This is a genomic window from Catenulispora yoronensis (assembly GCF_039531695.1).
Taxonomy (GTDB): domain Bacteria; phylum Actinomycetota; class Actinomycetes; order Streptomycetales; family Catenulisporaceae; genus Catenulispora; species Catenulispora yoronensis.
Genome location: NZ_BAAAQN010000064.1, coordinates 1 through 26,616 on the forward strand (window position 1 = coordinate 1; position 26,616 = coordinate 26,616).

The following is a 26,616-nucleotide window of genomic DNA, read 5'->3' on the forward strand; positions in this document are numbered from 1 at the left end:
CCCGGCCGCCTTCCCCGTCCTGCCCGCCATCCCCGCCCTCCGACGCCCCCACCCCACCACCGTCGTGGCCGTTCAGAGCCGCGTGACCCGCCCCGCCCCCGGAGTTCATGCTTCGGACCTTACTCGGACTTCGGTAGGGTCTTCTCCTATGAGCGATCAGAAGCGGATCCGGGTGGCCGTCATCTTCGGCGGGCGCTCCAGCGAGCACGCCATCTCCTGCGTCACCGCCGGATCCGTGCTCGACGCGCTGCGCAACGGGACCGAGGCGGACCGCTACGAGATCCTGCCGATCGGCATCGCCGCGGACGGCCGCTGGGTGCTGGCCGAGTCCCCTGACGGCACCGGCCCGCGGCTGGCCATCGCCGACGGCGAGCTGCCGGAGATCGGCCGCCCGGCCTCGGCCGAGCGCGCCAGCCTGGTCACCATGGCCGGCGACCCGACCGCCCGCGAGCTGACCGTGCACGAGCCCGGCTCGGTGCCGAAGTCGCTCGGCGAGGTGGACGTGGTGCTGCCGCTGCTGCACGGCCCCTACGGCGAGGACGGCACCCTGCAGGGCCTGCTGGAGCTGGCCGGCATCCCCTACGTCGGCTCCGGCGTGCTGGCCTCGGCGGTCTCCATGGACAAGGAGTTCATGAAGCGGCTGCTCGCCCAGGCCGGGTTCGAGGTCGGCCCCTACGAGGTCGTCCGCCCCCGGGACTGGGCCACCGAGGAGGGCCGCGCCGCGGTCCGCCTGGCCGTCGAAGAACTCGGATACCCGGTGTTCGTCAAGCCGGCCCGGGCCGGGTCCTCGATGGGCATCACCCGCGTCGCCGCGCCCGCGGACCTGGACACCGCGATCGAGGTGGCCCGCCGCCACGACCCGAAGGTCCTGGTGGAGGCCGCGATCCCGGGCCGGGAGATCGAGTGCGGCGTGCTGGAGGGCGTCGACCCGCTGGACCGGCCGGACGCCTCGCTGCCGGCCGAACTCCGCGTCACCGGGCCGCACGCCTTCTACGACTTCGAGGCCAAGTACCTGGACGGCACCACCGAGGTGGACATCCCGGCCCGGCTGACCGCCGAGGAGATCGAGGACATCCGCGAGCAGGCCGTCGGCGTCTTCGAGACGCTGGGCTGCGAAGGCCTGGCCCGCGTGGACTTCTTCTACCAGGAGTCGGCCGACGGCGGCCCGGGCCGCTTCATCGTGAACGAGATCAACACCATGCCCGGCTTCACGCCGACCTCGATGTTCCCGCAGATGTGGCAGGCCGCCGGGCTGTCCTACCCGGCGCTGATCGCGCGGCTGGTCGACTCGGCGCTGCGGCGCTCGACCGGGCTGCGGTAGCGCCCCACCGGGCACACCTCACTCGGCCGGATCGTCGACGAACGCGCCGTCCTTGTTCGGGATCGCCTTGACGATCATCGGCGCCAGATCGACCAGCGCGTTGGAGGCGGCCTGCTTCTGCGCGGTGTCGTCGAAGGGCACTGTGACCTCCACGTAGACCGCGCGGTCGGTGGTGGTGAACGTGACAGAGTGCGCGTTCTCCTGGATCAGCCAGTTGACGAACGAGGCGTCGCCCATGTTCGCGTACCGGTTGCTCACCGGCGTGTAGTCCCGGCCGCCCACGACGATCGCCGGCGGTTCGGCCACCCCGCAGCGCAGCGTCGTGGTGGGGGAGCCCCAGGCCGCAGCCCGCTGCTTCACGCCCCGATCGGTTCCTACCACGCCACGCCGGTGGTCGCCTTCGAGCTCCGGCGGCAGCGCCGCGATCAGGTTCGCGCAGGCGGCCCGCACCGCCGGGTCGGACGTCCGGGGCAGCTCCAGGCCCACCGCGCCGGTGTGGGCCACGTGGTTCCCCCACACGGCGCCCACACACGCCAAAACCGCGGCTGTCGTCACAGCCGCGGCCGGTATCCACCTCTTGGTCGTCTGGTTCCCCGCACCCCTGGTCGCTCCCACGGGATACGGTCTATCACATCACTTGAAGTGCACGATCGGGCAGGTCAGCGTGCGCGTGATGCCTTCGATGACCTGAATCTTGGCGATCACCAGCCGGCCGAGCTCGTCCATGGTCTCGGCCTCGGCACGGACGATCACGTCGTAGGGGCCGGTCACGTCCTCGGCGGTGGTGACGCCCTCCAGATCGGCGATCGCCTGCGCCACGGCGGCCGCCTTCCCCACCTCGGTCTGGACCAGGATGTACGCTTGAACCACGTGTCCTCCTACTGTCGGAAACGCCACCGTACCCTGCGCTTCCCACATTCCGGGAGTCCATGCCCGCTGGGCGGACCGTGCCGGTTCACCCGATCGAGTTGCCGCCCGGCCATCCGCGTTACGGTACCGGCGTGGAGACCATCGACGACGTCGGCGAGTTCGGGCTGATCGCCCGCGTGCTCGCCCGCCTGCCGCTGACCGACCCGGACACCCTGGTGCCCTCCGGCGACGACGCGGCGGTGCTCGCCATCCCCGACGGTCGCCTGGTCACCAGCACCGACCTGCTGCTGGAGGGCCGGCACTTCCGGCGCGACTGGTCCAGCGCCCGCGACGTCGGCCACAAGGCGGCGGCGCAGAACTTCTCCGACATCGCCGCGATGGGCGGCGTCCCCACCGCGCTGCTGCTGGCCCTGGTGCTGCCCGGCGACCTGCCGGTGGCCTGGGTCGAGGAGTTCGCCGAGGGCGTGGCCGCCGAGTGCGCGCCGCTCGGCGCCGTCGTGGCCGGCGGCGACATGGTGCGCGGCGAGCTGATCACCATCTCGGTGACCGTGTTCGGCACCCTCGAAGGACGCCCCCCGGTGCTGCGCTCGGGCGCCCGGCCCGGGGACGCGGTGTGCGTCGCGGGCCGTCTTGGCTGGTCGGCGGCCGGTTTGGAACTGCTCGCCGCCGGGATCGGCGGCGGGGACGAAGCGTCTGTCGGCGGCACCATGGCGGATTTCCTGCTGGCCCACCGCCGGCCCCGTCCGCCCTACGCCGCCGGCCCCGAGGCGGCGCGAGCCGGCGCGACCGCGATGCTCGACGTCAGCGACGGCCTGCTGGCCGACCTGGAGCACATCGCCGCCGCCAGCGAAGTGGCGGTCGACATCGAGAGCGCGTCAGTCCCAACGGCTGAGGGACTGCGCCTGGACCAGGTCCTCACCGGCGGCGAGGACCACGCGCTCGTCGCCACCTTCGGTCCCGCCACCCCGATTCCCGCCGGCTGGCGGCGGATCGGCGTGGTCGGGGAGATCGGGGCCGGAGCGCCCGGGGTCACCGTGGACGGCAAGCCCTGGGACGGACCCGGCGGGTTCAGCCACTTCGGACCGCGGGAGTAGCGGACGCCCCGGGCCAGTCGCGCACCCGCTCACGCACCCGGTCACGCCCTCGGTCCCGCACCCGGTCACGCACTCCGCCGCGTCAGCGCGGTCAGCACCAGCGCCACCAGCGCGCCGGCGGCCAGCGCGATCCCGGCCGACTGCACCCCGGACAGCGTGCCCAGGACCGCGACCCCGAGCGCCGACCCGGTCTGCCGGGCGGCGTTCAGCGCGCCCTGGCCGGTGGCGGCGAACCGCTGCGGCGTGGCCACGGCCATGTCCGCGGTGATCGACGGGATGGACATCGTGACGCCGATCGCCAGCAGCGCCTGCGCGCCGACCACCACGGCCAGCGAGGTGTGCGGGCCCACGGTGGACAGCACGCCGCCGACCGCGATCATGGCGGTCATCGCCACCAGGATCATCGGCCGCGCGCCGAACCGGTGCGCCATGCGGCTGGTGTAGAAGGGCAGCACGCACATCGGGATCATCAGCGGCAGGAACGCCAGTCCGGTGGCGATCGGGCTCAGGTTCCGCACGTTCTCCAGCCACAGCGTGAGCGTGTAGAGCAGACCGTAGAACACGTAGTTCGCCGCGACCGCCGCGACCAGGTTGGCGCGGATCCGGCCCAGGCGCAGCAGATCCGGCGGCAGCACCGGCGCCGCGACCCGCCGCTCGACCACCGCGACCGCGGCGAACGCCAGCACCGCGGCCACCAGCGCGATCGCCGGCTCGGGCCGGGACCAGCCCCGGGTGCCGGCGTCGACCAGCCCGTAGGTCAGGGTGCTGAGTCCGACGGTGAACAGCGTGAGCCCGGCCAGGTCGAACCGGCGCGGCTGCGCCGGGCGCTGCGCGGACAGGCCCCGGGCCAGGAACCACGACGCCAGCGCGATCGGCGGGTTCACCAGGAACACCAGGCGCCAGCCGTCGAGCCCGACCAGCGCCCCGCCGAGCACCGGCCCGACCGCCAGCCCGATGCAGGACAGCCCGGCCCAGGCCCCGATGGCCTTCGCCCGGTCCTTCATGTCCGGATACAGCCCGGCCAGCAGCGCCAGCGAGGCCGGGACCATGCCGGCCGCCGCCGCGCCGAGCAGCGCGCGGCCGCCGATGAGGACCCCGGCGTTCGGGGACAGGGAGCACAGGACGGAGATCAGGCCGAACAGGGCGAGCGCGGCCTGGTAGACGCGGCGCGCGCCCCAGCGGTCGGCGACGGCGCCGGACGCCAGCATCAGGCCGGCGAAGACGACGGTGTAGGCGTCGACGGTCCAGGGCAGCGCGGTGGCCGAGGCGTGCAGGTCGGTGCGGACGTCCGGCAGGGCCACGTTGAGGATCGAGGCGTCGAGCAGGACCATGAAGTTGCCCGCCACGATGCCGGCGAAGGCGGCGCGGGTGCGGCGTCGGGATCCGGTGGCGGGGTCGGTGGCGGGGTCGGGCTGAAGGTCGGTGCGCGGTTCCGTGCGGGGGTTACTGCCGAGGTCGGTGCCGAGGTCAGTGCCGAGGTCGGTGCGAGTCCCGGTCGCCGCGGCGACCGAGGTGCCGGGGGCTGCGGGATCGTGGGTCAGTGCCATGCTTCGAGAGTGGCGCCCGGGGTCCCGTCGCCGACAGGCCGCCTTTCCGATCGGGTCATCGGAGGCTCCGATGGCACAGTCGGCCGAGTTCAGGCCATGATCGAGGCGTGATCCGAAGCATCCTGCTCCTGAAATTCGTCCCCGAGGCCACTGAGGCCCAGATCGACGCCTTCGCCACGGCCCTGTCCCAGGTGCCGTTCGAGCGGCGGCGCCACTTCGAGTTCCACCGCGACGCCCGGCTGACCGACGACGCGATGGACGCCATCGTCATCGCGGACTTCGACGACGAGGAGGCCTACCGGGCCTGGGTCGACGACGCCGGCCACCACCGGGTGCGGTCGGAGTTCCTGGACCCGATCCGGGCCCAGCGCGACCGGATCCTGTTCCGGATCTGAAGCGGCACGAGCGCGGCGGGGCCGACCGGCCCCGCCGCCCGGCCGGTCTCAGCCGGCCACCCACGAGCCCAGCACCGGCGTCCACTCGTTGATCCGCACCCGGCTGATCAGGTCGGCGTCCGCGAAGGGGTCGTGCTCGAGCGCCGTCTTGAGCGCGTCCTCGTCCTCGAACTCGAAGACCAGCAGCGCGCCGGTGCCGTTGGCCCACGGCCCGGAGGCCAGCAGGTGTCCCTTCTCCTGGAGCCCGCTGAGGAACGCGCGGTGCGCGGGACGGATCTCGTCCCGCTTGTCGGTGTCGGCGGTGTAGACGTATTCGACGGCGAAGCGAGCCATCATGACCCCTTGGAAGTTCCAGACCTGCGAAGGTCTCCAGCACTGGGCGGCCCCGGGCTCCGGCTCTCGGCCGGCGGCGCTCACCGCACCGTATCCTGCGCGGCCTCCCTATCGGAGAAGCCGATGGCATGATGGCGGTATGGATACTCGGCAGTTGCGCGCGTTCCTCACCGTCGTCGAGACCGGCGGCATCTCCTCGGCGGCCGAACTGCTCGGCTACGCGCAGTCGAGCGTCAGCGACCAGTTGCGGACGCTGGAGCGCGATCTCGGCGTGCCGGTGCTGAACCGGACCAGCATCGGTACCGTGCCGACCGAGGCGGGGCAGCGGCTGCTGCCCTATGCGCGGCGGCTGCTGGATCTGGACAACGAGCTGCGGCGCTCGGTGACCGGGCAGCGTCCGTTGCTGCGCATCGGGGCTCTGCAATCGCTCGCCGACGAGTGGCTGCCGGAAGTGCTGACGGCCTTCGACCACGGTGCGGCCGGCCCGGAGACGGCGGACGTCACGGTGACCGTCAGCAGCCGGACGCGGCTGATGGAGGAGCTGAACGAGGGCCGGCTGGACGCGGTGTTCACCCTCGACAGCGGCCCGAAGTACGACGGGCCGTCCGCGGTGGTCGGCTACGACCGCGTGGTGCTGGTGACCGCGCCGACCCATCCTTTGGCGGGCGTGCATCCGCTGACCTTGGCGGACGTGAAGCAGTCGGAGTTCCTGGTGACCGAGATCGGCTGCATCTACCGGCAGTGCTTCGACGAGTTCGGGCGGGATGTCGGGCCGTCGTTGAAGATCGCCATGATCACCGGGTCGTTGAACGCCTTGCGCCGGCTGGCGGTGAACGGCCGCGGAGCCGCGCTGTTGCCCAGGTTCTCGGTGGCGTCGGAGCTGAGCTCGGGGGATCTGGTGATGCTGGATCTGAAGGAGGGACCGGTGCGGTTGACGGTCGAGGCCAGATGGCGCGAGGGACTGGGACCCGCGGAGGCGCCTTTGCGCTCGCTGGTGGAGCTGACGCAGAAGTTCAGCCCGGCCAGTTGGGCCATGACGTGATGGCGGTGACCGTCCACGACGCCGTGGCCATAGACGACGCCGCGATCGACGCGGTGCACGGCATCCTGGCCGATCTCGTCGGGCGCGGGGCCGCGCTGGGATGGGTGGAGCCGCCCGCCCGCGGCGAAGTCGCGGAGTTGGTGGACCGGGTCTGTGCCGCCGCGCGGGTCGGGGACGGCGCGTTGCAGCTGGCGTATGCGGATGAGCGACTGGTCGGGTTGGGGTACTGGCTGCGGTATGCGCGGCCTACGCATCGGCCGCACGCGGATCTGGAGAAGGTGGCGGTCGCGTTCGAGGCGCAGGGGTTGGGCATCGGGCGGCAATTGACCGTCGCGCTGGTCGACAGCGCACGCGCGGCCGGCATCGAGGTGCTGACGCTGGACGCCCGCGGGGACAACGAGCACGCGCTGCATCTGTATCGCACGCTGGGGTTCCGGGAGTACGGCCGGCTGCCGGACTTCGTGGCGGTGGGGGAGCGGCGGTACGACAAGGTCTTCTACATGATCGACTTCCGCGGCTGAGGTGCGGAGGCGGGTCGGGCGGGCCTGACCACCGCGGGTTCCGGGTGCGAGCGGCGCGGCTCGTATGCTGATCGTCATGTCCGCACCCACGGCTCCGCCCCGCGTCCTGACCATCGCCGGCAGCGACTCCGGCGGCGGCGCCGGGATCCAGGCCGATCTGAAGACGATGCTGGCGCTCGGCGTCCACGGGATGTCGGCGCTGACGGCGATCACCGCGCAGAACTCGGTGGGCGTCCAGAACTTCTGGCCGCTCCCGATCGAGGCGGTGGAGCAGCAGTTCCGGTCGGTGGTCGACGACATCGGGGTCGACGCGGTGAAGACCGGGATGCTGGCGTCGCCGGAGCTCACCTCGGCGGTGGCGCGGCTGATCGGCACGCTGGATCCGCGGATTCCGGTGGTCGTGGACCCGGTCAGCGTCTCGAAGCACGGGGATCCGCTGCTGGCGCCCGAGGCGCTGGACGCGCTGCGTGACGAGTTGTTGCCGCGGGCCACGGTCGTCACTCCGAACCTCGACGAAGTCCGGCTGATCACCGGCCTCGACGTCCGTGGCGAAGACGAGATGGCCTCCGCGGCGGAGGCACTGCTGGTCCTGGGGCCGCGATGGGTGCTGGTCAAGGGCGGGCACCTGGCAGCGGAACCGGAATCGGTGGACCTGCTGGTCGGGAGCGACGGCACCTCCGAGTGGCTCCGCGCGCCCCGACACGACAATCGCCACACGCACGGCACCGGCTGCACGCTTGCCAGCGCGATCGCGTCGCGGCTCGCGCTCGGGGACGACGTCCCGTCGGCGGTGCGAGCGGCGAAGGAATACGTCACCGGAGGGATCGCGGCCGGTTTCCCACTGGGAGCGGGGATCGGGCCGGTGGACCACGGCTGGCGCTGGCGGTAGCGAACCTCGGCTGCTATTCAGTCCGCAGTCCGCAGTCCGCAGTCCGCAGTCCGCAGTCCGCAAGCCGCGAGCCGCAAGCCGCGCGCAAGCGACAAGATCTAGATTCGAGCCGAGTCCGGGGAACGAGCACTGCCTACTCGTCCCCCGGACCTCAGCCTCGGGTCTCACATCCGAGTCTCACATCCGGGTCTCACACCCGAGTCCGTCAGAGTCAGACGGCTTCGGCCAGCGACAGGCCGAACCTCCCCTCCGAATCCGTCCACCATTCCCGCAGCGCGAACCCGGCGGCTGCGAGCTCTGATTCGACGCCCTCCCGGCGGAACTTCGCGGAGATCTCGGTGCGCAGTTCCTCGCCCTCCTCGAACGAGACCGTCAGGTCCAGCTCCTTCAGGCGGACGTCGAGCGCCCGGCGGGCGCGCAGCCGCATCTCGATCCACTCCGCCTCGCTGTCCCACAGGGCGACGTGGGCGAAGTCGTCGGGGTCGAAATCGGCCGCCAGCTCGCGGTCGACGACCCGCAGGACGTTCTTGTTGAACTCCGCAGTCACGCCCGCGGCGTCGTCGTAGGCGGCGACGAGCGTGGCGGGGTCCTTCACCAGGTCGGTCCCGAGCAGCAGCCACTCGCCGGGCCTGAGGTTGGCGCGGACCCGGGCCAGGAACACCGAGCGCTCCTCGGGCAGGAGGTTGCCGATGGTGCCGCCGAGGAAGGCCACGACGCGGGGCCCGGCCGACTCCGGGATGGCCAGGCGCTCCTCGAAGTCGGTCACGACCGCGTGCACGGTCAGGTCCGGATAGCGCTTCTGGAGCTGGGCCCCGGAGGACAGCAGCGCCGCCTCGCTGACGTCGATCGGGTCGTAGCGGCGCAGCGTTCCGACGGCTTGCAGCGCGTCGAGCAGCAGCGTCGTCTTGGCGGACGAGCCCGAGCCCAGCTCGGCCAGGGTCTCGGCGCGGGTCAGGGCGGCGATCTCGGATGCCCGCGCGGTGAGGATCTCGCGCTCGGCGCGCGTCGGGTAGTACTCGGGCAGCCGGGTGATCTCCTCGAAGAGGTCGCTGCCGCGGGCGTCGTAGAACCACTTGGGGGGCAGCCATTTGGGGTCGGCTGTCAGGCCTTTGAGGACGTCGTCGCGCAGCGCGGCGGTGAAGAAGTCCTCCGGGAGGCGCCGATCGATCTCGATACCGGACATCAGATGGTTCCTTCCGGGTTCCAGGTGTGCACGCCCGCCGGGACGTCGTGCCAGTCGGGGGAGTCGTCGTGCGGTTCCGAGGCGACGGTGACGGACTCGGGGTGGACCAGGACGCTCAGCGAGTCGCCGGCGACCGAGGCCACGATCTCCTTTCCATCGGTCAGCAGCAGGTTCAGCCGGGCTTCGGTAAGAGCCGTGATATCGGCGATGGCCGTGGCGACGGCCTCCGCCATCGGAGCGCCGTCCCGGAACCGGGTGTGGATCAGGGTCCAGACGAAGGCCGCGTCGGTCCGCGCCTCCAGGGCCAGCAGATCCGCCGCCGGCACGGTCTCGGCCAGCTTCGCCACGGAGTGCGGATAGCCCGCGACGGCGCCGTTGTGGCTGAACAGCCAGCCCTCGGCGCGGTACGGGGCGGCCGCCTCGGTCCCGGTCGCGGCGCCGACCGTGGCGTCGCGGACGGCGGCCAGCACGGCGCCGCTCCGGGTCACCCGCGCGACGTCGGGGAACGAGGGGTCGGCCCAGATCGGGCCGGCCTGCCGGTAGCGGGCCGGCTCCGGGTCGCCGGCGGCGAACCAGCCGACGCCGAAGCCGTCGGCGTTCACCACGCCGTGGGCCTGGCGCCGCGGTTCCCAGCTCTGCCGGAACAGCGCGTGCGGCGGGTCGATCAGCAGCTCGCGCAAGGATTTCGGCGGGCCGAGATAGGCCAGGTGCCGGCACATCAGAGCTCTCCGTTCCGGGCCGTCCGGAAGCCGGAGAAGATCTGGCGGCGGATCGGATAGTCCCAGTTCCGGAACGTGCCGCGGCAGGCCACCGGGTCCACCGCGAAGGAGCCGCCGCGCAGCACCTTGTAGTCCGGACCGAAGAAGACCTCCGAGTACTCGCGGTACGGCCAGGCCTTGAATCCCGGATAGGGCAGGAAGTCCGAGCAGACCCACTCCCAGACGTCGCCGATCAGTTGGCGCGCACCGGAGGGTGCGGCGCCGGCCGGGTAGGAGCCGGCCGGTGCGGGCTGGAGGTGCGCCTGTCCGAGGTTGGCGTGGTGGGGCAGTGGATCCTCGTCGCCCCAGGGGTAGCGGCGGGACCGCTCGGTGGCCGGATCGTGGCGTGCCGCCTTCTCCCATTCGGCTTCGGTGGGCAGACGGCGTCCCTTCCAGGCCGCGTAGGCCTCGGCCTCGTAGTAGGAGACGTGCACAACGGGTTCGGCGGGGACGACCGGCTCGGTGACGCCGAAGCGTCGGCGGAGCCACTGGCCGCCGTCCTGCGACCAGTAGAGCGGCGCCGTGAGGCCGGCGTTCTGCCGGTGCTCCCAGCCCGGGGCGGACCACCAGCGGGGGTTGTCGTAGCCGCCGTCGGCGAGGAACTCCTGATAGGCGGCGTTGGTCACCGGGGTGGTGTCCAGCCAGAAGCCGGGGAGGTCCAGCTGGTGCGCCGGGCGTTCGTTGTCCAGCGCCCACGCCTCGGTCGAGGTGCCCATGGTGAACGGTCCGCCGGGGACGAACACCTCCGGGGGCAGCGACAGCGCGTCCGCCGGGGGCGCGGGCGGGGCCGGGCGGCGCAGCGCGGGCTCGCCGGTCCGGAGCTGGTGGGTGATCAGCATGGTCTCGTCGTGCTGCTGCTCGTGCTGCGCGATCATGCCGAAGGCGAAACCGCCGCGGCTGAGCTCGGCGTCGCCCCAGCGCGGCTGCTCCAGCAGGTCCAGCACCCGGCCGCGCACCTCGTGCAGGTAGCGGCGGGCCTCGTCGGGCGGCAGCAGCGGCAGCGTCGGCCGCTCGGCGCGGGGATGCTCGAAGGCGTCGTACAGCGGGTCGATCTCCGGGTGCATCGGCTCCCGGCCGCCCAGGTTGCGCAGGATCCACAGCTCCTCCTGGTTGCCGATGTGCGCCAGGTCCCAGACCAGGGGCGACATCAGCGGGGAGTGCTGGCGGACCAGGTCGGCGTCGTCGACCGCGCCGGTCAGGCCCCGGGTGCGGGCGCGGGCCCGCTCCAGGGCGCCGGCTATGTGCGCGGCGAGGTCTCCGGCGGTCGGGTCGTCCACGGGCACGGTCATGGCAGGTCCTCCTCGGCGTAGCGCGCCACTTCCGCCGTCAGCGACTCCGGTGCGTCCATCCGCCGCAGGGCGGAGAGGGCGGCGTCGAAGCAGGCGGTGGCGGCCTTGCGGATCGGGGTCAGTTCGAGGGCGGCCCGGGTGTCGTCGAAGGCCCGGGCGTCGTGGAACAGGGCGGTGACGAGGGCCGTCGGCACGCGCCACAGGTCGCCGGGCAGGGCGTCGAGCACCCGGAGCTCCAGGTGTCCGCGTGGCCGCACCGGCGGGAACAGGGTGGTCAGGTGGTAGGCGAGGTCGTCCAGCGTCGGGGCCCGGGGCTCGCCCGGGTCCAGGGCGCCGCCGGTGATCCAGTCGCGGAAGGTCAGGCCCGGCGGCGCGGTCCAGTCGGCGCCGTCCGGGCGCCGGACGCACAGCAGCTTGGCGTCCAGCGCGTAGTGCGCGTACGCCGCGCGCGGGTCGGGGGTGTCCAGGGGCGGGGCCGCGGTGCGGCCCGGATCCAGGGCGGCCCAGACGGCGGGCCGGCCGGAGCGGCAGAACAGCCAGGTCAGGACCGGGGACAGCTGGTGGGCCAGGCGCCAGCGGGGGCGGTAGCCGACCGGGCCGTCGTGCTCGGTGCCGGCGTCCACGTTCACCTGGATCGAGGCGGTGGAGCACATCATCACCCGGCCGGAGCCGTTGTCGCGGTCGAAGAACCGCTCCATCGCCACGTAGCGGGGGTCGTCCAGGACCCGTCGGGGCGGGTGGCCGGGCTCGCGGCCGATGCCGACGAGCTCCAGGCCCGCCTCCGCGGCCGATCGCCGGAGAAGGGCGAGATCCCGGTCCGTGGCGGCGATCAGATCACGGACCGAGACGGCGGGCGAGGAGCTCAGCTCCCACTGGCCGCCGGGTTCCATCGTCAGGGCCCCGGACAGCGGCAGGGCCGCCGCCTCCGTGAAGGCCCGCAGCAGCCGGTCCCGCTCCGGGAGGCGCCCCGGCCGGCGGGCGTCCCGGGGGAACCACTCCAGCTCCACGCCGACCCGGCTGGGCGGGCCGGTCTTGAAACAGATGCCCGAGATGTACTCGACGGCATCGTCCACGGTGATGTGGGTCATGCACTCCATCGTGACACGCGGTACTGACACGGTCGCGGTCCCGGGGCTTACGGTTCCCTGAACACGACGAACCGCAGGTCGGCCGTTTACCGGCTGACCTGCGGTTCGAGGATGTCACAGGTTGTCGGGCGCGATGACACCCGGCAGGGGGCGTCTAGCGCGCGACCTTGCCCGCCTTGATGCAGGAGGTGCAGGCGTTGACACGCTTCGGGGTCCCGTTCACCGTCGCGCGCACGGTCTGGATGTTCGGGTTCCAGCGCCGCTTGGTACGGCGGTGCGAGTGCGAGATGTTGTGGCCGAAGCCCGGCCCCTTGCCGCACACGTCGCAGTTGGCAGCCACTTCGATTCACCTCTACCGAGTCGTTGACGCTGCCGGTGGGTGCTTCCTGCGGCTGCGTGCTCATTGATCTCCCGCCGTCGTCGGCGGGCAGGTTCCACGGCCAGGGGGCACAACCCGTCCTGGCAACCTGGTCAGAGTAACCGACGCGCGGCCTGTGACGCCAATCCGCGGGCCGGGGGCTTTCGGCGCCGGTCGCGCGCGGGTGCACGGTTCCCCGCGCGCGGCAGCGGTACCCTGGCCGCCATGCCCCCCTCCGCCCCCGAGCCGCCGCCGAGTCCGGCCGCGGCCCCCGTCGACGCCGGCGCCCTGCGCCGCTGGGCCGGGGCGGCGCTGGCGGTGCTGGGCCGGCACCGCGAGGAGATCGACGCCCTCAACGTCTTCCCGATCGCGGACAGCGACACCGGCACCAACATGTATCTCACGTTCGAGGCGGCCTGCCGGGCCCTGGACGACCGCCTGGCCGCGCCCGGCCGGGCGCCCTCGGTGCCGGAGGCGCTCCAGGCGCTGGCCCACGGGGCGCTGCTGGGGGCCCGCGGCAATTCCGGCGTGATCCTCAGCCAGCTGCTGCGCGGCGCCGCCAACGCCCGCTACACCGGCTCCGCGGTCGACGGGGCGGCGCTGGCCGCCGGACTGGCGGCGGCGGCCGAGTCGGCGTACGACGCGGTGGCGCGGCCGGCGGCCGGGACCATCCTGTCGGTGGCGGCCGCCGCGGCCGAGGCCGCTTCAGCGGCGACGGTGGCGATCGGGGAGCTGGCCGAGGGGCGGGCCGCGGTCTCGGCGGCGGCGGTGGCCTCGGTGGCCCCGGTGGCCGGCGGCACGGGCCTCGCCGGCGCACCGGCCGCACCGGCCGCACTGACACCACCCGCCGCACCGGCTTCATCCGCATCATCGGCACCATCGACAACACCGCCGCCCTCCGCCGACACCGCCGCCCGCCGCGAACCGGCCCCCCTCACCGCCAACGACTCCCTCGCCTACGTGGCCCAGGCCGCGGCGGCCGGCGCCCGCGAGGCCCTGGGCCGCACCCCCGAGCAGCTCGACGTGCTGCGGCGGGCCGGCGTGGTCGACGCCGGCGGCCTGGGCCTGGTGGTGATCCTGGAGACGCTGGCCGCCTACACCGGCGGCGTCGACCCGCGCGGGGCGTTCCGGGCCCGGCGGCTGGCGGTCGGCGGGATCCGCCCGCCGGCGCCCGCGCCGGAGTCCCGGGCCGAGCCCGAGTACGAGGTCATCTTCCTGCTGGAGGCCACCGACGCGGCGGTGGTCGGGCTGCGGCGGGACCTGGACGAGTTCTGCGAGCGCGGCGGCGGCGACAGCCTGGTGGTGGTCGGCGGCGAGGGCCTGTGGCGGGTCCATGTGCACGTCGACGACGCCGGCTACGCCATTGAGGCCGGGCTGGCCGCCGGCCGCCCGCGCGACATCAAGGTCACCCACCTGCCCTCGCAGACCGCGCCGCACGCCGAGGTGCCGGTGGCGGTGATCGGCACCGGGGCGCCGGTGCGGCGGACCCGGGCCGTGGTCGCCGTCGCCTACGGCGAGGGCATCGCGGCGCTGTTCGAGGAGTCCGGCGCCCACGTGCTGCACGCCACCGTCGAGCGGCCGCCCAGCGCCGCCGACTTCGAACGCGCGGTGATCGCCACCCGGGCCGCCGAGGTGGTGCTGCTGCCCAACGGCGCCGAGAGCGCGGTGCTGGCCGCCGCGGTCGCCGAACGCCTCTCGGCCGGCGGGCAGCCGCCGATCCGGGTGGCCGCGGTCCCGGCCAAGGTCACCGTGCAGGCGATAGCGGCGCTGGCCGTGCACGAACCGGCCCGGCGCTTCGACGCCGACGTGGTGGCCATGACCGCGGCCGCCACCGCGACCCGCTACGGCGCCATCGAGACGGCCGCCACCGAGGCCTGGACGATGGCCGGGGTGTGCCGGCCCGGCCAGGTGCTGGGGCATGTCGAGAACGACGTGGCGCTGATCGAGGACGACCAGGTCGCGGCGGCGACCGCGGTGCTGGAGCGGATGCTGTCGGCCGGTGGTGAGATGGTGACGCTGGTGGTCGGCGAGGGCGCGGAGCCGGGGATGTCCGAGGCGGTCCACGACCGGCTCCGGGAGCGGCACCCGGTGCTGGACGTGGTGGTGTACGAAGGCGGGCGGACCGGCTACCCGCTGCTGATCGGCGTCGAGTAGACCGGAGGTGTCCGCCCCATGGGAATCCGCCTGGACGGGCCCCTGACCAAGGCGGTCGGCGACCGCACCGCCAAGGTGCTGCGCACCGCGCTGGGCCTGGAGACGGTCAACGACCTGCTGCGGCACTACCCGCGCAAGTACGTCAAACGCGGCCAGCTCACCGAGCTGTCGGAGCTGGAGCCCGGCACCGAGGCCACGATCGTGGCCCAGGTGACCAAGGTCAGCCGGCGCGCGATGGCGGCCCGGCGCGGCCAGATGCTGACCATCGAGGTGCGCGACTCCGCCGACACCGCCGTGGAGATCACCTTCTTCAACCCGCGCGGGGCCAACGTGCTCAAGCCCGGGATGCTCGGCATGTTCGCCGGCAAGGTCGGCGAGTACCACGGCCGGATCCAGATGACGAACCCGGAGTTCGCCAAGCTGGACGCCGACTCCGACGAGGCCGGCGACACCGACATCGACAACTGGGCCGGCGAGCTGATCCCGCTCTACCCGGCCTCCGGCGGCCTGCCGTCGTGGAAGATCGCCCGCTGCGTCCGGATGGTGATGGACCAGCTCGACGCCGACCCCGAGGACGACCCGCTGCCCCGGCCGGTCCGGGCCCGCCAGGGGCTGCTGCCGCTGACCGAGGCGCTGCGCCGGATCCACCGCCCCGACGACTGGCCGGAGATCGCGGTCGCCCGCAAGCGCCTGAAGTGGGACGAGGCGCTGCCCCTGCAGGTGGTGCTGGCCCAGCGCCGGGAGGCGCTCAAGGCGCTGCCGGCCCGGCCCCGCGCGCGGGTGCCCGGCGGCCTGCTCGACGCCTTCGACGCCGCGCTGCCGTTCCAGCTCACCGGCGGCCAGCGCGCGGTCGGCGCGGAGATCGAGGCCGACCTGGCCTCCGTGCACCCCATGCACCGCCTGCTCCAGGGCGACGTGGGCTCCGGCAAGACGATGGTCGCGCTGCGGGCCATGCTCGCGGTCGCCGACGCCGGCGGGCAGGCCGTGCTGCTGGCCCCGACCGAGGTGCTGGCCCAGCAGCACCACCGCTCGATCGTGCAGATGCTCGGCCCGGCCGCCGACGTGCCTCCGGACCTGTTCTCCGAGCTCGCCGGCGGCCCGGCCGACCCGGACCGCAAGCAGGTCAAGGTCGCGCTGCTCACCGGGTCGCAGAACGCGAAGGAACGCCGCGTGAACCTGCTGGACGCCGCCTCCGGCGCGGCCGGCATCGTGGTCGGCACGCACGCCGTGATCCAGGACCACGTGCAGTTCGCCGACCTGGGCCTGGTGGTCATCGACGAGCAGCACCGGTTCGGCGTCGAACAGCGCGACGCGCTGCGGGCCAAGGGCGAGGACCCGCCGCACGTGCTGGTGATGACCGCGACCCCGATCCCGCGCACCGTCGCCATGACCGTCTTCGGCGACCTGGAGACCTCGATCCTGTCCGAGCTCCCGGCCGGGCGCTCGCCGATCGCCACGCACGTCGTGGCCGCGCACGAGCACCCCGGGCACTTCACCCGGGTCTGGGAGCGGATCCGCGAGGAAGTGGCCGCCGGGCACCAGGCCTACGTGGTCTGCCCGCGCATCGGCGAGGCCGGCGAGATCTCCGAGGACGGCTCCGAGCTGCTGTCCGAGCCCGGCCAGCACCGCCCGCCGCTGGCCGTGGTCGACGTCGCGGCCCGCCTGGCCGAGGGCCCGCTCAACGGCCTGCGGGTCGGCGTGCTGCACGGCCGCCTGGCCCCGGACGACAAGGACGCGGTGATGCGCGCCTACGCCGCGCACGAGCTCGACGTCCTGGTCGCCACCACGGTCATCGAGGTCGGCGTCAACGTCCCGAACTCCACGGTGATCGTGGTGATGGACGCCGACCGGTTCGGCGTCTCGCAGCTGCACCAGCTGCGCGGCCGCGTCGGCCGGGGCCAGTGGGCCGGCCTGTGCCTGCTGGTCACCGAGTCCCCGGAGGGCAGCCCGGCCCGCGACCGCCTGGCCGCCGTCGCCTCCACCCTCGACGGCTTCGAGCTGTCGAAGATAGACCTCAGCATCCGCAAGGAGGGCGACGTCCTCGGCGCCTCCCAGTCCGGCTACCGCTCCTCGTTGCGCCTGCTCAGCGTGATCGACGACGAGGAGGTGATCCGCGCCGCCCGCGAGGAGGCCACTCCGCTGGTCGCGGCCGACCCGGAGCTCACCGCGAATCCGGGGCTGGCCGCCGCCGTCGCGGGACTGCTGGACACCGAGCGCGCGGAATACTTGGGGAAGACGTAGCCCCCGCCCCGAAAGCCACCGGTACCCCATGACCCGCATCATCGCCGGCCAGGCCCGCGGCCGCCGCCTGGCCGTTCCGCCCGGTGACGGCACCCGTCCCACCGGCGACCGGGCCCGGGAGGGCCTGTTCTCGGCGCTCGCGGCCGAGTTCGGCGGGCCGTCCGGGCTGTCCGGGGTCGCCGTGCTGGACCTGTTCGCCGGCTCCGGGGCGCTCGGGCTGGAGGCGCTGTCGCGCGGGGCCGGGGCGGTGCTGCTGGTCGAGTCCGACCGGCGGGTGGCCCAGCTGATCGCCAGGAACATCGCCACCGTCGGGCTGCCCGGCGCGCGCGTGGCCGCCGACCGGGCCGAGCGGGCCGCGGCCGGGCCGGTGCCCGCGGAGGCGCCGTTCGACCTGGTGCTGCTGGACCCTCCGTACGCGGTGCCCGACGCGACGGTGGTGACCATCCTCACAGCCCTGGCCGAGGGCGGCTGGCTGGCGCCGGACGCCGTCGTGGTGCTCGAACGCTCCTCCCGGGACCGGGATTTCCCCTGGCCGCGGGGGTATGAGCCGACGCGGAGCAAGGATTACGGCGAGGCCCGCATGAACTTCGCGGTCTGGTACGTTCCTGGCGCGCCCCCCACCGGACCCCTCGAACAGCCGGAGTGAACATGGCCGAGCCCGTCATCCGCCGCGTCGTCTGTCCCGGGTCCTTCGACCCCGTCACCAACGGCCATCTGGACATCATCGGGCGCGCCTCGCACCTGTTCGACGAGGTGATCGTGGCGGTGGGCGTCAACGCCGGCAAGGCCGGGGGCCTGTTCACCATCGACGAGCGGATCGATCTGGTGCGCCGGGCCAGCGCGGACTACGGCAACGTGCGCGCCGAGCCGTTCGAGGGCCTGCTGGTCGACTTCTGCGCCCGGCACGGGATCCGCGCCATCATGAAGGGCCTGCGCGCGGTCAGCGACTACGAGTACGAACTCCAGATGTCGCACATGAACCACCGGCTCTCCGGCATCGAGACCTTGTTCGTCGCTTCCAACCCGCTGTACAGCTACCTGTCCTCCTCGTTGCTCAAAGAGGTCGCGGCGCTCGGCGGGGACGTTTCCGGACTGGTCCCCGACCTGGTGCTTTCGGCCCTCACCGACCGACTGGCTGAACGCAAGGCCAAGTCCGCGTAGCCTTTGCGCTGAAGCCCGCGCACGGGCCGCGAGCAAAGTCCGATCGGATGCCGACAGACGGGGCGGTTCCGCGCCGCCGAAGGAGCGTGTGAGAAGTGGCCACAAGCGACCGCCTGGAGCAGATGGTCGGGGACCTGGTGCAGATCGTCGAGAACGCCAAGGCCGTCCCCATGTCCGCCTCGTGCGTGATCAACCGCGCCGAGGTGATGGAGATACTGCACGAGCTGGCCGAGGGGCTGGCCGAGGAGCTCGCCGAGTCCCGGCGCCTGGTCGCCGAGCGCGAAGAGGTGATAGCCCAGGCCCGCCGGGACGCCGCCGAGCACATCGAGGCGGCCCGGCGCGAGCGGGGCAGCATGCTGTCCGGGACCGAGATGGGCCGCGAGGCCGAGCGGATTCGCGGCGCCGCCCTGGAGGAGGCCCAGCGCATCCGCGAGGAGGCCGACAACTACGTCGACGACAAGCTCGCCAACTTCGAGGTGGTGCTCACCAAGACGCTGCAGGCGGTGGGCCGGGGCCGGGCCAAGATGATCGGCCGGGACCCGATGTCCGAGCTGGGCGAGCACGTGGCCGAGCAGGACGCGGCCGAGGCCGCGACCCGGCCCGAGTACGAGTACGACGAGCGCGACGACCACGTCCCCAGCGGCTCCTACCAGCGCGAGCCGGCCGCCCGCGTCGAGTACCACACCGGCGAGTACGCCGCGTACGCCGACGAGGGCTACGAGCAGCAGCCGAACGGCTACCAGGCCCAGCCCTCCTTCCAGGAGGCGCCCTCCTACCAGGACGCCGTGGTCTACCAGGAGGTCTCCGGCTACCAGGAGGTCCCGGCCTACCAGCAGGCCGCCTACGCGCAGCCGGAGGACGCCTACAACCCCGGCCAGTACGGGCTGCCGGAGCCGGAGCTGTCCCACGAGTTCGCGCAGGCCGACATGAGCGGCGTCTTCCAGCGGCCGGACTTCTCCCAGGACTACCCCCCGCAGGAGTACCAGCAGCCGGCGCCGGTCGCGGTCGGCTACGGCTACGAGGACCCGAACGGCTACAACTACGCCGACCCGGCCGCGGTCCCCTACCCGGTGCAGCCCTACGGCCAGCAGCAGTACGGTCAGCCCGAGTACCACACCGGCGAGTACCCCTCCTACCAGCAGGAGGACCCGTACGCGCAGCAGGCGCAGCATCCCTCGCACCAGGCCCACCCGGGCCAGCAGCCGGCCCAGCCGGAGGCCACCGGGTTCTTCGACACCGGGATGATCGACGTCCGCCAGTTCCGGGACGACCCGTACCAGCGGTGACGCCGAACGCTCCCGGCCCGGCGCCGGCGGCGGCCGCCGGGCCCCGCGGACCGGGGCCGGGGGCGAGGCGGAGGTCACGTACTGACGATCGGGTTTGGACCGCGCCCGGACGCTCGGCTATCGTGGATGTCTGCCTGACCGCCGAACGGCTGACGCACGCCCTTCGACTTGGGTTTCCATCACACGACGATAGAGGGAACATGCCTGGCACGACGCCGAGAACCGCGGCGCAGCCCGATCCCCGCTCGCCGTATGTGGTCGACACCCACGACTTCGCGCGGCGCCCGGGATCGATGCGGACGATCGAGGAGACCGTCCCGGCCCCGGAGCACACCGGGGAGAAGGACGGCGTCGCCTACGTTCCGGCGGGCTCGGACGTGGACCTGCAGGCCCGGCTCGAAGCCGTGGTCGAGGGGGTCCTGGCGACCGGCACCGCGCGTGCCGCCGTGGCCGGGGAGTGCGTCCGCTGCCTGGAGCCGCTCGACCTGGAGGTCGAGGCGGAGTTCCAGGACCTGTACTTCTTCCCGGGTGAAGACCCGGGAGGGGACGAGGACGCGGTGTTCCTCGTCAACGACCTGCTCGATCTGGAGCCGGTCGTCCACGACGCGGTGGTGCTCGCACTGCCGGCCGCACCGCTGTGCCGGGACGATTGTCTGGGACTGTGCTCCGAGTGCGGGGCGCCCCTGAACGAGGACCCGGAACACTCGCACGAGGCCGTCGACCCCCGGTGGGCGGCCCTGGCAGACCTGAAAGACGCAGAAGCAAGCAACAGCGGTACGGCGCCGGTCGCCCCGCCCGCCCGAAACCAGGAGTAGACCGTGGCCGTTCCGAAGCGTAAGAAGTCCCGCAGCCGCACCCGTTCCCGCCGCGCCCAGTGGAAGGCCGCGCCGCTGACCCTGGTGGCGTGCGACAACTGCGGCCAGACCAAGGTCCCGCACCACCTGTGCGAGAACTGCGGCACCTATGACCGCCGCCAGGTCGTCGAGGTCTGAGCCGGGACGCGAGTAGACCAGCTGTGGCGTCCAACAAGTCCGGGAAGGGCGGAACGGGAGCGACCGCGCCGCCGGAGGAGCTCATCGTCCGTCTCGGGCTGCCCGTGGACGCCCGGCTGATCGATCGTGCCCTGACCCACCGTTCGTACGCGTACGAGAACGGCGGGCTGCCCACCAACGAGCGCCTGGAGTTCCTCGGGGACTCGGTGCTCGGCCTGGTGGTGACCGACACCCTCTACAACACGCACAGCGAGCTGCCCGAGGGCCAGCTCGCCAAGCTGCGTTCGGCGGTGGTGAACTCTAAGGCCCTGGCCGAGGTGGCCCGCGGCCTGAACCTGGGCGACTTCGTGAAGCTCGGCCGCGGCGAGGAGACCACCGGCGGCCGGGACAAGGCCTCCATCCTCGCCGACACGCTGGAGGCGCTGATCGGCTCGGTCTACCTCGACCACGGCATCGAGGTGGCCTTCGATCTGGTCAAGCGGCTGTTCGGGCCGCTCATCGCGACCAGCGCGACGCTCGGCGCCGGCCTGGACTGGAAGACCTCGCTCCAGGAGCTGACGGCCGTGGCGGGCATCGGCGTCCCGGACTACCGGGTCACCGAGACCGGTCCGGACCACGACAAGTTCTTCGAGGCCGACGCCTGCGTCTCGGGCGTGACCTACGGCCACGGCTCCGGCCGCTCGAAGAAGGAAGCCGAGCAGCAGGCCGCCGAGGAGGCGTGGCGCACCATCCGCGAGACCCACGCCGAGGCGCTGGCCGCCAAGGGCGTGCTGCCGGGCGCGGCGGGCGACCGGAAGCTGACCCACGGGCCTTACGACATCGAACCGGACGCGCAGGCTTCGTAGCGTTCGCGATTCCGTCTCGCAGCGGCGGCGCCACTCGTGGCGCCGCCGCTGACGTATGTACGGAGCCGTGACCGGAGTTCCCGAGCCGTCGTCACGATCCCGGCTCCTTGTGTCGGACCCGTTTGATACGTTCGCCCCGTGCCGGAACTCCCCGAAGTCGAAGTCGTCCGCCGCGGTCTGGAGCGCTGGGCGGTCGGCCGCACCATCGCCACCGCCGAGGTCCTGCACCCGCGGGCGATCCGCCGCCACACCGACGGCCCCGAGGATTTCGGCGCCCGCGTCGTCGGCCTCACCCTGCTCAGCGCCGAGCGCCGGGGCAAGTTCCTCTGGATGCCGCTGGGCGAGCAGGCCGGCGCGGACGAGCCGGAGTCCGAGGCCGTCACCGGCCACCTCGGCATGAGCGGCCAGCTCCTCGTCCAGCCCGCCGGCACCCCCGACGAGAAGCACCTGCGCATCCGCTTCACCTTCACCGACGGCGGCCCCGAGCTCCGCTTCGTCGACCAGCGCACCTTCGGCGGCATGGCCGTCGAGCCGCTGGAGAAGGACCGGCACGGCATCGTCGTCCCCTCCTCCGTGGCCCACATCGCGCGCGACGCGCTCGACCCCGAGTTCGACGTCGAATATTTCCACGCCGAACTCCGGCGCCGCGACACCGGTCTCAAGCGCGCGCTGCTGGACCAGACCCGGGTCAGCGGCATCGGCAACATCTACGCCGACGAGGCGCTCTGGGCCGCGCGCCTGCACTACGACCGGCCGACCTCGAAGATGCGCCGTCCCGACACCGATCGGGTCCTCGGCGCGGCGCGCGACGTGATGACGGCCGCGCTCGCTGTCGGCGGCACTTCCTTCGACAGCCTCTATGTGGACGTCAACGGCGACAGCGGCTACTTCTCCCGCTCCCTGCACGCCTACGGCCGCGAAGGCGAGTCCTGCGACCGCTGCGGCACCCCGATCAAGCGCGAGTCGTTCATGAACCGGTCGAGCTTCTTCTGCCCGAAGTGCCAGCGGCCGGCACGGTGAGCGAGGACCGCTGACTCCGGTACCACAGCAGAACCGTCACCAGGGCACCCAGGAATCCCAGCAGGGCCAAGCCTTCCCCGACCCGGTACCCGGGCGGCCGGAAGTCCAGTCGCAGCACGCTGCCGCCCGCCTTCGCCGGCGGCAGCAGAACCTTGATGATCCCGACGTCCGTCCCCTGCAACGCCACCGGCCGTCCGTCGACGGTGGCCCGCCATCCCGGCCATAACAGCGCCGCGATCCGCAGCTCACCGCCTTCGCCGGTGTAGCGCACGGTCTCCCCGACGCCGTCGGCGCCGACCTGGTCGGCCTTCACCCGGACCCCGGGTGCGGAGTACGACACCCGTCCGTCCGGCCACGGCAGTGGCTGCTCCCGGCTCAGCACCAGGGTGTGGTCGTCGACCAGCCGCGTGGTCCAGCCGGCGGGCAGGGCCAACGGCGCGGCGCGCGGCTGGTCCGGCAGCAGCGGCGGGTCCAGCAGATCTTGCACGTGCTGCGTGGACTGGAGCACCACGGTCCGGAGCCGCAGCAGGTCGGCCAACTGCGTCGAGGAGTCCGAATCCGGCCGCCACAGCCGGGAGTAGAGCCCTTGGCACGTGCCGCCGTAGTACGACATGCACAGGTGCCGCATGTAGGTCCGGTACGAGATGCCGGTGTAGTTGTTCAGGCTCACCACACCCGCGACCTGCAACAGGCTTCCGCCGGGCAGCGAGTGCCATACGGGCCGCTGTCCCAGCCGCTGGGCTTCGCTCATCGGGTCGCCGATCATCAAGGTGTTGCCCTGATAGACGCCGTCGAAGTGCTCGCGCATGGAGGTCACGTTGTGCTGCGGATGCCAGTCGGTCACGTTGCGGTTGGCCGGGAACGCCAACGCCTGGAAGCCCAACACCAGCACCGTTCCCATGATCAGCAGGCCCGACAACGGCTGTCCGGCACGAAGCCGCCGCACCATCACCCACGACAGCACACCCACCAGCGCGGTCGCCGCGACGACCGTCAACGCCCGCGCGGGCTGCGCAGACCACGACAGGTAGCCGCCCACAGCGATGATCACGCCGGTGGCCGCCGCCCGCCGTCGTGCCTGGTCGAGTCGCGGAGCCGCGCTGAGCGCCACCGCGATCGCGATACTGAGGCCTAGATACACATACTCGATCAATCGCAACGGCCATCGGAAAAGCCAGATCTGCGACGGCCCCACCGTGGCGGCGGTGTAGACGATCACGACCAGGGCGACCCCGATCCTGGCCCGGGAGTCGTGCACCAGCCGCCGCCAGTCGAGCCAGGGCACCAGCGGCGCGACGAACCAGGCCAGATAGGTCGCCGGCACGGTCCAGAACGACAGGTGCCACGACACCGCGTGCGGCAGATACGCCGGAGCGCTCAGATTCAGCAGGTCTCCGACCCCCGGCACCAGGAATCCGGTGTTCTTGATCCCCGACCCCGGCGATCGGGTCGTCACCGAGGCGCTGAGCACCAAGGGCAGGAACACCAGCGCGCAGACCGACGCCGCCACCGCGGTCACCGAGCCCAGCCGCAGCAGCCCCCGGCGGTCGCGTGCCAGCACGGCCTCGGCACCCAGCGCGGCCGCGACCACCACCATGCCCAGCAGCCCGTACGGGTTGCCGGTCGTCACGATCATCAGCCCGAACCCGATCGGCACCACCGGATTCAGCCGGCCCCGCAGGTGCCGCCGCGCGGACCACCAGAAGTGCGTGGTCCACGCGAAGCCCATCAGCCCGGCGATCCACGAGGCGGCGTCGAAGTACAGCGTGAACCCGGAGAACGGCAGCGCGATCGCGACGACCGCCGCCGCAGCCCGGTTCGCCCGGTACTCCCGGCAGACCGCGTAAACGCCCACCGCCAGCAGCACCAGGAACTGGGTCTTGATCACGATCGCGGCCAGCAGCAGGTTCCCGGACCCGGCCGTGAACACCGCGTCCAGCAGTACCACCGGGTTCCAGATCCCGAACAGCGCCTCGGCCGCGAAGTTCCCACCGTTCCACATGTCCGGGACCAGCGGATTCCAGTGCCCGGCCAGCAGATTCGCGCCGATCCGGTGCCAGACCGGCAGGAACTCCGCCGCGCTGTCGTCCCACAGATAGAAGGAGCGGTTGGTCAGCAACGGCATCTGGGCCAGCACCGCCACTATCGCCGCGACCAGCGCGGCGGTCCCGAAGTCGGTCCGGGGGCGGAGGCGGGGGCCGCCCCTGGTGCCGACGCCGGGGACGCCCCCGCCGGGCGGGCCGGCAACCGTCGGACGGCGGGGGGCCGGGGGCCGCAGGACCGGTGGCGGGACGCTCAACGCGGGACTCCTCAGGAGTGGTGCGGGGACGGCTGACGCGCTGCGCCCGGGCTTGCCAGGGCACGGACACCGCCCCTGTGCAACGAGCGGCCGGACCCCGCGGCACCGTCTGCTGCGCCGAACGGCCCGCAGGTTCACTGCTTACGGTGATGCGCGGGTGTTCGCACCCGCCGGCGCCGCGGCTGTGGTCTACGGTCCGCATGACCCCGCTTCGCCCCGCCCCGCCGCGTTCCGTGGCCGTCAGGAGGCTGACCCGTGTCCCGGACCCCGCGCGTGCGGATCTCGGAGCGTCTTGCCTGGTCGCGGCGCGTCTGGCTGCTGGCCTTCGCCGCCTTCGGCCTGCTGGCGGCGGCCTGGTCGCTGGCCATGCCGGTCGACGGCACCACCGACGAGCGGCAGCACCTGGAGCGCGCCTACGGCGCGGTGAGCGGGCACCTGCTCGGTCCCCAGGGTGTGGATCCGCTCGTGCACCGGCCCGGCGCCGCCTTCCAGGTGCCGAAAAGCCTGCTGCCGCCGAACGCGTTGTGCGTCTACTTCCCCAACTACCGGCAGGACCGGAGCTGGGTGGCGAACCCGGCCAGCTGCCAGCGTCCGGCACCGGCGACGCACGCCAAGGTGCGCGTGGTGTCCTGGGTCGGCCGCTACAACCCGCTGTACTACCTGGCGGTCGGCGCGCCGCTGCGCTTCTCGCCCGACCTGACCGGCATCATCCTGAGCCGCCTGCTCGCCGCGACCCTGTCCGCGGCCTTCGCCGCCACCGCCGCGGCCATCGCGGTCCGCACCCGCCGTCCGCTGCTGCTGGCGGCGATCCTGACCGTGATGACGCCGACCACCGTCGCGCTGAGCTCGACCGTGAACCCCAACGGTGTGGAGATCACGGCGGCGACGCTGCTGTGGGTGTGCCTGGTGGACCTGGCACGGCCACGGCTTTCCGGCGCGACGAACCAGCGTCTGCTGCTGGGTCTGGCGGCCGTGGCCGGCGCGGTGGTCCTCACCGTCCGGGCGATGGGGCCGTTCTGGTTCGCCCTGGCCGTTGCCGGCGCGGCCGCGATCGCCGAACCCGGACGGCTCCGGGAACTGCTACGCCGACCTGCGGCCCGCCTCACCGCCGGCGCGTGGGTGGTCGTCGGGGCCCTGGCCGTGGCGTGGAACGTCGTCTCGGGCAACAACAAGGTCACCCACACGCTGATCGCCGTGCATCCGGCCGACCGCAGCGTCGTCACCCTGCTGCGGGTGATCGCGGTGGAGCGCGTCGGCGGCTGGTTCACCGAGGCGTTCGCCCTGGACATCCAGGCCTCGTGGGTGCCTCTGCTCTGGGCGGCGTTGTCGGCGGCGGTGCTGATCCCGCTGGCCCTGCTGCGGGCCCGCCGCGTCGTTCTCACAGCCCTGGCCGTCGCCGCCGTCTCGCTCGGGATCACCGTCGTCCTGGAGATCAGGTTCCTGGGAACCCTCGGCTGGTCCCAGTACGGCCGCTACTTCCTCCCCGGCCTGGCCGGGGTCGCCGTCCTGCTCGCCGCCCCGTTCGACGACCTTCCTGCGGCCCTCGCGCGCCGCCTCCCGCGCCTGTTCGCCCTCGGCGCGGCCGCCGCCCAGCTCTGGGTCCTGATGGTCGAGATGACCCGCGTCCAGTCCGGCCCCGTGGCGCCGCTCAATCCGCTGGCCGGAAGCTGGCACCCGGCCGTCGGCTCCCCGGCCGTCCTGCTCGTCGCCGCTCTCGGCGCCGCCGCCCTGATCGCCCTGGTGTGGACCGCCACTCCCGCGCAGGCCTCGCTCCCGTCCCCGGCCGGCCCCTACCACGGTGCGAAGCCCCAACCGGGGGTGGAGGCCGGGAACACCCCATTACGTCACCTGATGGCGTAATACGCGTTACTACGGCCCTATCGGCTCGTTCGGTACGTCGTGTCAACAATCTCGCAGCAAGCGTCAGAAT

At 72.8% G+C, this 26,616-nt stretch carries 26 protein-coding genes; 16 read left to right on the top strand and 10 right to left on the bottom strand.

Annotated features, from left to right (window positions below):
* Positions 1-148: 148 nt before the first annotated feature.
* Complete coding sequence (locus ABD481_RS37445; RefSeq protein ID WP_344670611.1) at positions 149-1,321, top strand: D-alanine--D-alanine ligase family protein; 1,173 nt, start codon at positions 149-151, stop codon at positions 1,319-1,321.
* A gap of 18 nt (positions 1,322-1,339) precedes the next feature.
* Here ABD481_RS37445 and ABD481_RS37450 read toward each other — a convergent pair whose 3' ends face one another.
* Positions 1,340-1,876 (bottom strand): DUF3515 family protein, encoded by a 537-nt coding sequence (locus tag ABD481_RS37450; protein ID WP_344670612.1) that lies wholly within the window; start codon positions 1,874-1,876, stop codon positions 1,340-1,342.
* Between the two features lie 78 nt (positions 1,877-1,954).
* Positions 1,955-2,191 carry an Lrp/AsnC ligand binding domain-containing protein gene (locus ABD481_RS37455; protein ID WP_344670613.1) on the bottom strand — a complete coding sequence of 79 codons (237 nt, stop codon included), beginning with the start codon at positions 2,189-2,191 and terminating at the stop codon, positions 1,955-1,957.
* A 131-nt stretch (positions 2,192-2,322) separates the two neighbouring features.
* On the opposite strand from ABD481_RS37455, the gene ABD481_RS37460 reads away from it, so the two are divergent.
* Positions 2,323-3,285 (top strand): thiamine-phosphate kinase, encoded by a 963-nt coding sequence (locus tag ABD481_RS37460; protein WP_344670614.1) that lies wholly within the window; start codon positions 2,323-2,325, stop codon positions 3,283-3,285.
* A gap of 65 nt (positions 3,286-3,350) precedes the next feature.
* Here ABD481_RS37460 and ABD481_RS37465 read toward each other — a convergent pair whose 3' ends face one another.
* A complete protein-coding gene (locus ABD481_RS37465; RefSeq protein WP_344670615.1) occupies positions 3,351-4,832 on the bottom strand; it encodes an MFS transporter in 1,482 nt (493 codons plus the stop codon).
* Between the two features lie 107 nt (positions 4,833-4,939).
* On the opposite strand from ABD481_RS37465, the gene ABD481_RS37470 reads away from it, so the two are divergent.
* A complete protein-coding gene (locus ABD481_RS37470) occupies positions 4,940-5,227 on the top strand; it encodes a Dabb family protein (protein ID WP_344670616.1) in 288 nt (95 codons plus the stop codon).
* Positions 5,228-5,275: 48 nt separating this feature from the next.
* On the opposite strand, the gene ABD481_RS37475 is transcribed toward ABD481_RS37470, so the two are convergent.
* Positions 5,276-5,563 (bottom strand): YciI family protein, encoded by a 288-nt coding sequence (locus ABD481_RS37475; RefSeq protein WP_425559386.1) that lies wholly within the window; start codon positions 5,561-5,563, stop codon positions 5,276-5,278.
* A 136-nt stretch (positions 5,564-5,699) separates the two neighbouring features.
* Between ABD481_RS37475 and ABD481_RS37480 the strand changes: the two genes are divergently transcribed.
* The 3 genes from ABD481_RS37480 (at position 5,700) to thiD (ending at position 8,012) form a co-directional block, all read left to right on the top strand.
* On the top strand, positions 5,700-6,602 hold the full coding sequence (locus ABD481_RS37480) for a LysR family transcriptional regulator (RefSeq protein ID WP_344670617.1): 903 nt from the start codon (positions 5,700-5,702) through the stop codon (positions 6,600-6,602).
* Positions 6,602-7,123 (top strand): GNAT family N-acetyltransferase, encoded by a 522-nt coding sequence (locus ABD481_RS37485; protein ID WP_344670618.1) that lies wholly within the window; start codon positions 6,602-6,604, stop codon positions 7,121-7,123. The genes ABD481_RS37480 and ABD481_RS37485 overlap by 1 nt, the downstream gene beginning before the upstream one ends.
* 76 nt (positions 7,124-7,199) lie before the next feature.
* Positions 7,200-8,012, top strand: coding sequence for a bifunctional hydroxymethylpyrimidine kinase/phosphomethylpyrimidine kinase (thiD, locus tag ABD481_RS37490; protein ID WP_344670619.1), 813 nt, complete (start codon positions 7,200-7,202; stop codon positions 8,010-8,012).
* Positions 8,013-8,223: 211 nt separating this feature from the next.
* Here thiD and egtD read toward each other — a convergent pair whose 3' ends face one another.
* From egtD to rpmB, 5 genes are all read right to left on the bottom strand, one after another.
* Entirely contained in the window at positions 8,224-9,195 is a 972-nt protein-coding gene (gene egtD, locus ABD481_RS37495) for an L-histidine N(alpha)-methyltransferase (RefSeq protein ID WP_344670620.1), read from the bottom strand.
* Entirely contained in the window at positions 9,195-9,914 is a 720-nt protein-coding gene (gene egtC / locus ABD481_RS37500; RefSeq protein WP_344670621.1) for an ergothioneine biosynthesis protein EgtC, read from the bottom strand. The genes egtD and egtC overlap by 1 nt, the downstream gene beginning before the upstream one ends.
* A complete protein-coding gene (gene egtB, locus ABD481_RS37505; RefSeq protein ID WP_344670622.1) occupies positions 9,914-11,242 on the bottom strand; it encodes an ergothioneine biosynthesis protein EgtB in 1,329 nt (442 codons plus the stop codon). Before egtB ends, egtC begins: the two co-directional genes overlap by 1 nt.
* Positions 11,239-12,330 carry a glutamate-cysteine ligase family protein gene (locus tag ABD481_RS37510; RefSeq protein WP_344670623.1) on the bottom strand — a complete coding sequence of 364 codons (1,092 nt, stop codon included), beginning with the start codon at positions 12,328-12,330 and terminating at the stop codon, positions 11,239-11,241. Before ABD481_RS37510 ends, egtB begins: the two co-directional genes overlap by 4 nt.
* 154 nt (positions 12,331-12,484) lie before the next feature.
* Positions 12,485-12,670 carry a 50S ribosomal protein L28 gene (gene rpmB, locus ABD481_RS37515; protein WP_344670624.1) on the bottom strand — a complete coding sequence of 62 codons (186 nt, stop codon included), beginning with the start codon at positions 12,668-12,670 and terminating at the stop codon, positions 12,485-12,487.
* Positions 12,671-12,913: 243 nt separating this feature from the next.
* Here rpmB and ABD481_RS37520 point away from each other — a divergent pair, with 243 nt between their 5' ends.
* The 9 genes from ABD481_RS37520 to mutM all read left to right on the top strand — a co-directional run bounded on the left by ABD481_RS37520 (position 12,914) and on the right by mutM (position 22,387).
* Positions 12,914-14,842 carry a DAK2 domain-containing protein gene (locus tag ABD481_RS37520; protein ID WP_344670625.1) on the top strand — a complete coding sequence of 643 codons (1,929 nt, stop codon included), beginning with the start codon at positions 12,914-12,916 and terminating at the stop codon, positions 14,840-14,842.
* Between the two features lie 18 nt (positions 14,843-14,860).
* Positions 14,861-17,083 (top strand): ATP-dependent DNA helicase RecG, encoded by a 2,223-nt coding sequence (gene recG, locus ABD481_RS37525; protein WP_344670626.1) that lies wholly within the window; start codon positions 14,861-14,863, stop codon positions 17,081-17,083.
* A gap of 28 nt (positions 17,084-17,111) precedes the next feature.
* A complete protein-coding gene (rsmD, locus tag ABD481_RS37530; protein WP_344670627.1) occupies positions 17,112-17,729 on the top strand; it encodes a 16S rRNA (guanine(966)-N(2))-methyltransferase RsmD in 618 nt (205 codons plus the stop codon).
* Positions 17,730-17,746: 17 nt separating this feature from the next.
* Complete coding sequence (gene coaD, locus ABD481_RS37535) at positions 17,747-18,244, top strand: pantetheine-phosphate adenylyltransferase (protein WP_344670663.1); 498 nt, start codon at positions 17,747-17,749, stop codon at positions 18,242-18,244.
* A 95-nt stretch (positions 18,245-18,339) separates the two neighbouring features.
* Positions 18,340-19,530, top strand: coding sequence for a F0F1 ATP synthase subunit B (locus ABD481_RS37540; RefSeq protein ID WP_344670628.1), 1,191 nt, complete (start codon positions 18,340-18,342; stop codon positions 19,528-19,530).
* Positions 19,531-19,730: 200 nt separating this feature from the next.
* Entirely contained in the window at positions 19,731-20,345 is a 615-nt protein-coding gene (locus ABD481_RS37545; RefSeq protein WP_344670629.1) for a YceD family protein, read from the top strand.
* Positions 20,346-20,348: 3 nt separating this feature from the next.
* Complete coding sequence (gene rpmF / locus ABD481_RS37550; protein ID WP_344670630.1) at positions 20,349-20,522, top strand: 50S ribosomal protein L32; 174 nt, start codon at positions 20,349-20,351, stop codon at positions 20,520-20,522.
* Between the two features lie 83 nt (positions 20,523-20,605).
* Complete coding sequence (rnc, locus tag ABD481_RS37555) at positions 20,606-21,367, top strand: ribonuclease III (RefSeq protein ID WP_344670664.1); 762 nt, start codon at positions 20,606-20,608, stop codon at positions 21,365-21,367.
* Positions 21,368-21,505: 138 nt separating this feature from the next.
* Positions 21,506-22,387: a bifunctional DNA-formamidopyrimidine glycosylase/DNA-(apurinic or apyrimidinic site) lyase gene (mutM, locus tag ABD481_RS37560; protein ID WP_344670631.1), complete on the top strand. Its 882-nt coding sequence runs from the start codon at positions 21,506-21,508 to the stop codon at positions 22,385-22,387.
* Here the strand turns inward: mutM and ABD481_RS37565 are convergent.
* Positions 22,335-24,686 (bottom strand): hypothetical protein, encoded by a 2,352-nt coding sequence (locus ABD481_RS37565; RefSeq protein ID WP_344670632.1) that lies wholly within the window; start codon positions 24,684-24,686, stop codon positions 22,335-22,337. The two genes, mutM and ABD481_RS37565, sit on opposite strands and share 53 nt — an antisense overlap.
* A 255-nt stretch (positions 24,687-24,941) precedes the next feature.
* On the opposite strand from ABD481_RS37565, the gene ABD481_RS37570 reads away from it, so the two are divergent.
* On the top strand, positions 24,942-26,546 hold the full coding sequence (locus ABD481_RS37570; protein WP_344670633.1) for a glycosyltransferase family protein: 1,605 nt from the start codon (positions 24,942-24,944) through the stop codon (positions 26,544-26,546).
* Positions 26,547-26,616: the final 70 nt, after the last annotated feature.

What these genes read in the sequence shown, in the direction of transcription:
- egtC (WP_344670621.1), bottom strand. Translation starts at nt 9,914, where the DNA reads ATGTGCCGGCACCTGGCCTATCTCGGCCCGCCGAAATCCTTGCGCGAG.
- ABD481_RS37520 (WP_344670625.1), top strand. Translation starts at nt 12,914, where the DNA reads ATGCCCCCCTCCGCCCCCGAGCCGCCGCCGAGTCCGGCCGCGGCCCCC.
- egtB (WP_344670622.1), bottom strand. Translation starts at nt 11,242, where the DNA reads ATGACCGTGCCCGTGGACGACCCGACCGCCGGAGACCTCGCCGCGCAC.
- egtD (WP_344670620.1), bottom strand. Translation starts at nt 9,195, where the DNA reads ATGTCCGGTATCGAGATCGATCGGCGCCTCCCGGAGGACTTCTTCACC.
- ABD481_RS37485 (WP_344670618.1), top strand. Translation starts at nt 6,602, where the DNA reads ATGGCGGTGACCGTCCACGACGCCGTGGCCATAGACGACGCCGCGATC.
- ABD481_RS37445 (WP_344670611.1), top strand. Translation starts at nt 149, where the DNA reads ATGAGCGATCAGAAGCGGATCCGGGTGGCCGTCATCTTCGGCGGGCGC.
- thiD (WP_344670619.1), top strand. Translation starts at nt 7,200, where the DNA reads ATGTCCGCACCCACGGCTCCGCCCCGCGTCCTGACCATCGCCGGCAGC.
- ABD481_RS37480 (WP_344670617.1), top strand. Translation starts at nt 5,700, where the DNA reads ATGGATACTCGGCAGTTGCGCGCGTTCCTCACCGTCGTCGAGACCGGC.
- ABD481_RS37510 (WP_344670623.1), bottom strand. Translation starts at nt 12,330, where the DNA reads ATGACCCACATCACCGTGGACGATGCCGTCGAGTACATCTCGGGCATC.
- recG (WP_344670626.1), top strand. Translation starts at nt 14,861, where the DNA reads ATGGGAATCCGCCTGGACGGGCCCCTGACCAAGGCGGTCGGCGACCGC.
- ABD481_RS37545 (WP_344670629.1), top strand. Translation starts at nt 19,731, where the DNA reads ATGCCTGGCACGACGCCGAGAACCGCGGCGCAGCCCGATCCCCGCTCG.
- rsmD (WP_344670627.1), top strand. Translation starts at nt 17,112, where the DNA reads ATGACCCGCATCATCGCCGGCCAGGCCCGCGGCCGCCGCCTGGCCGTT.
- ABD481_RS37465 (WP_344670615.1), bottom strand. Translation starts at nt 4,832, where the DNA reads ATGGCACTGACCCACGATCCCGCAGCCCCCGGCACCTCGGTCGCCGCG.
- ABD481_RS37475 (WP_425559386.1), bottom strand. Translation starts at nt 5,563, where the DNA reads ATGATGGCTCGCTTCGCCGTCGAATACGTCTACACCGCCGACACCGAC.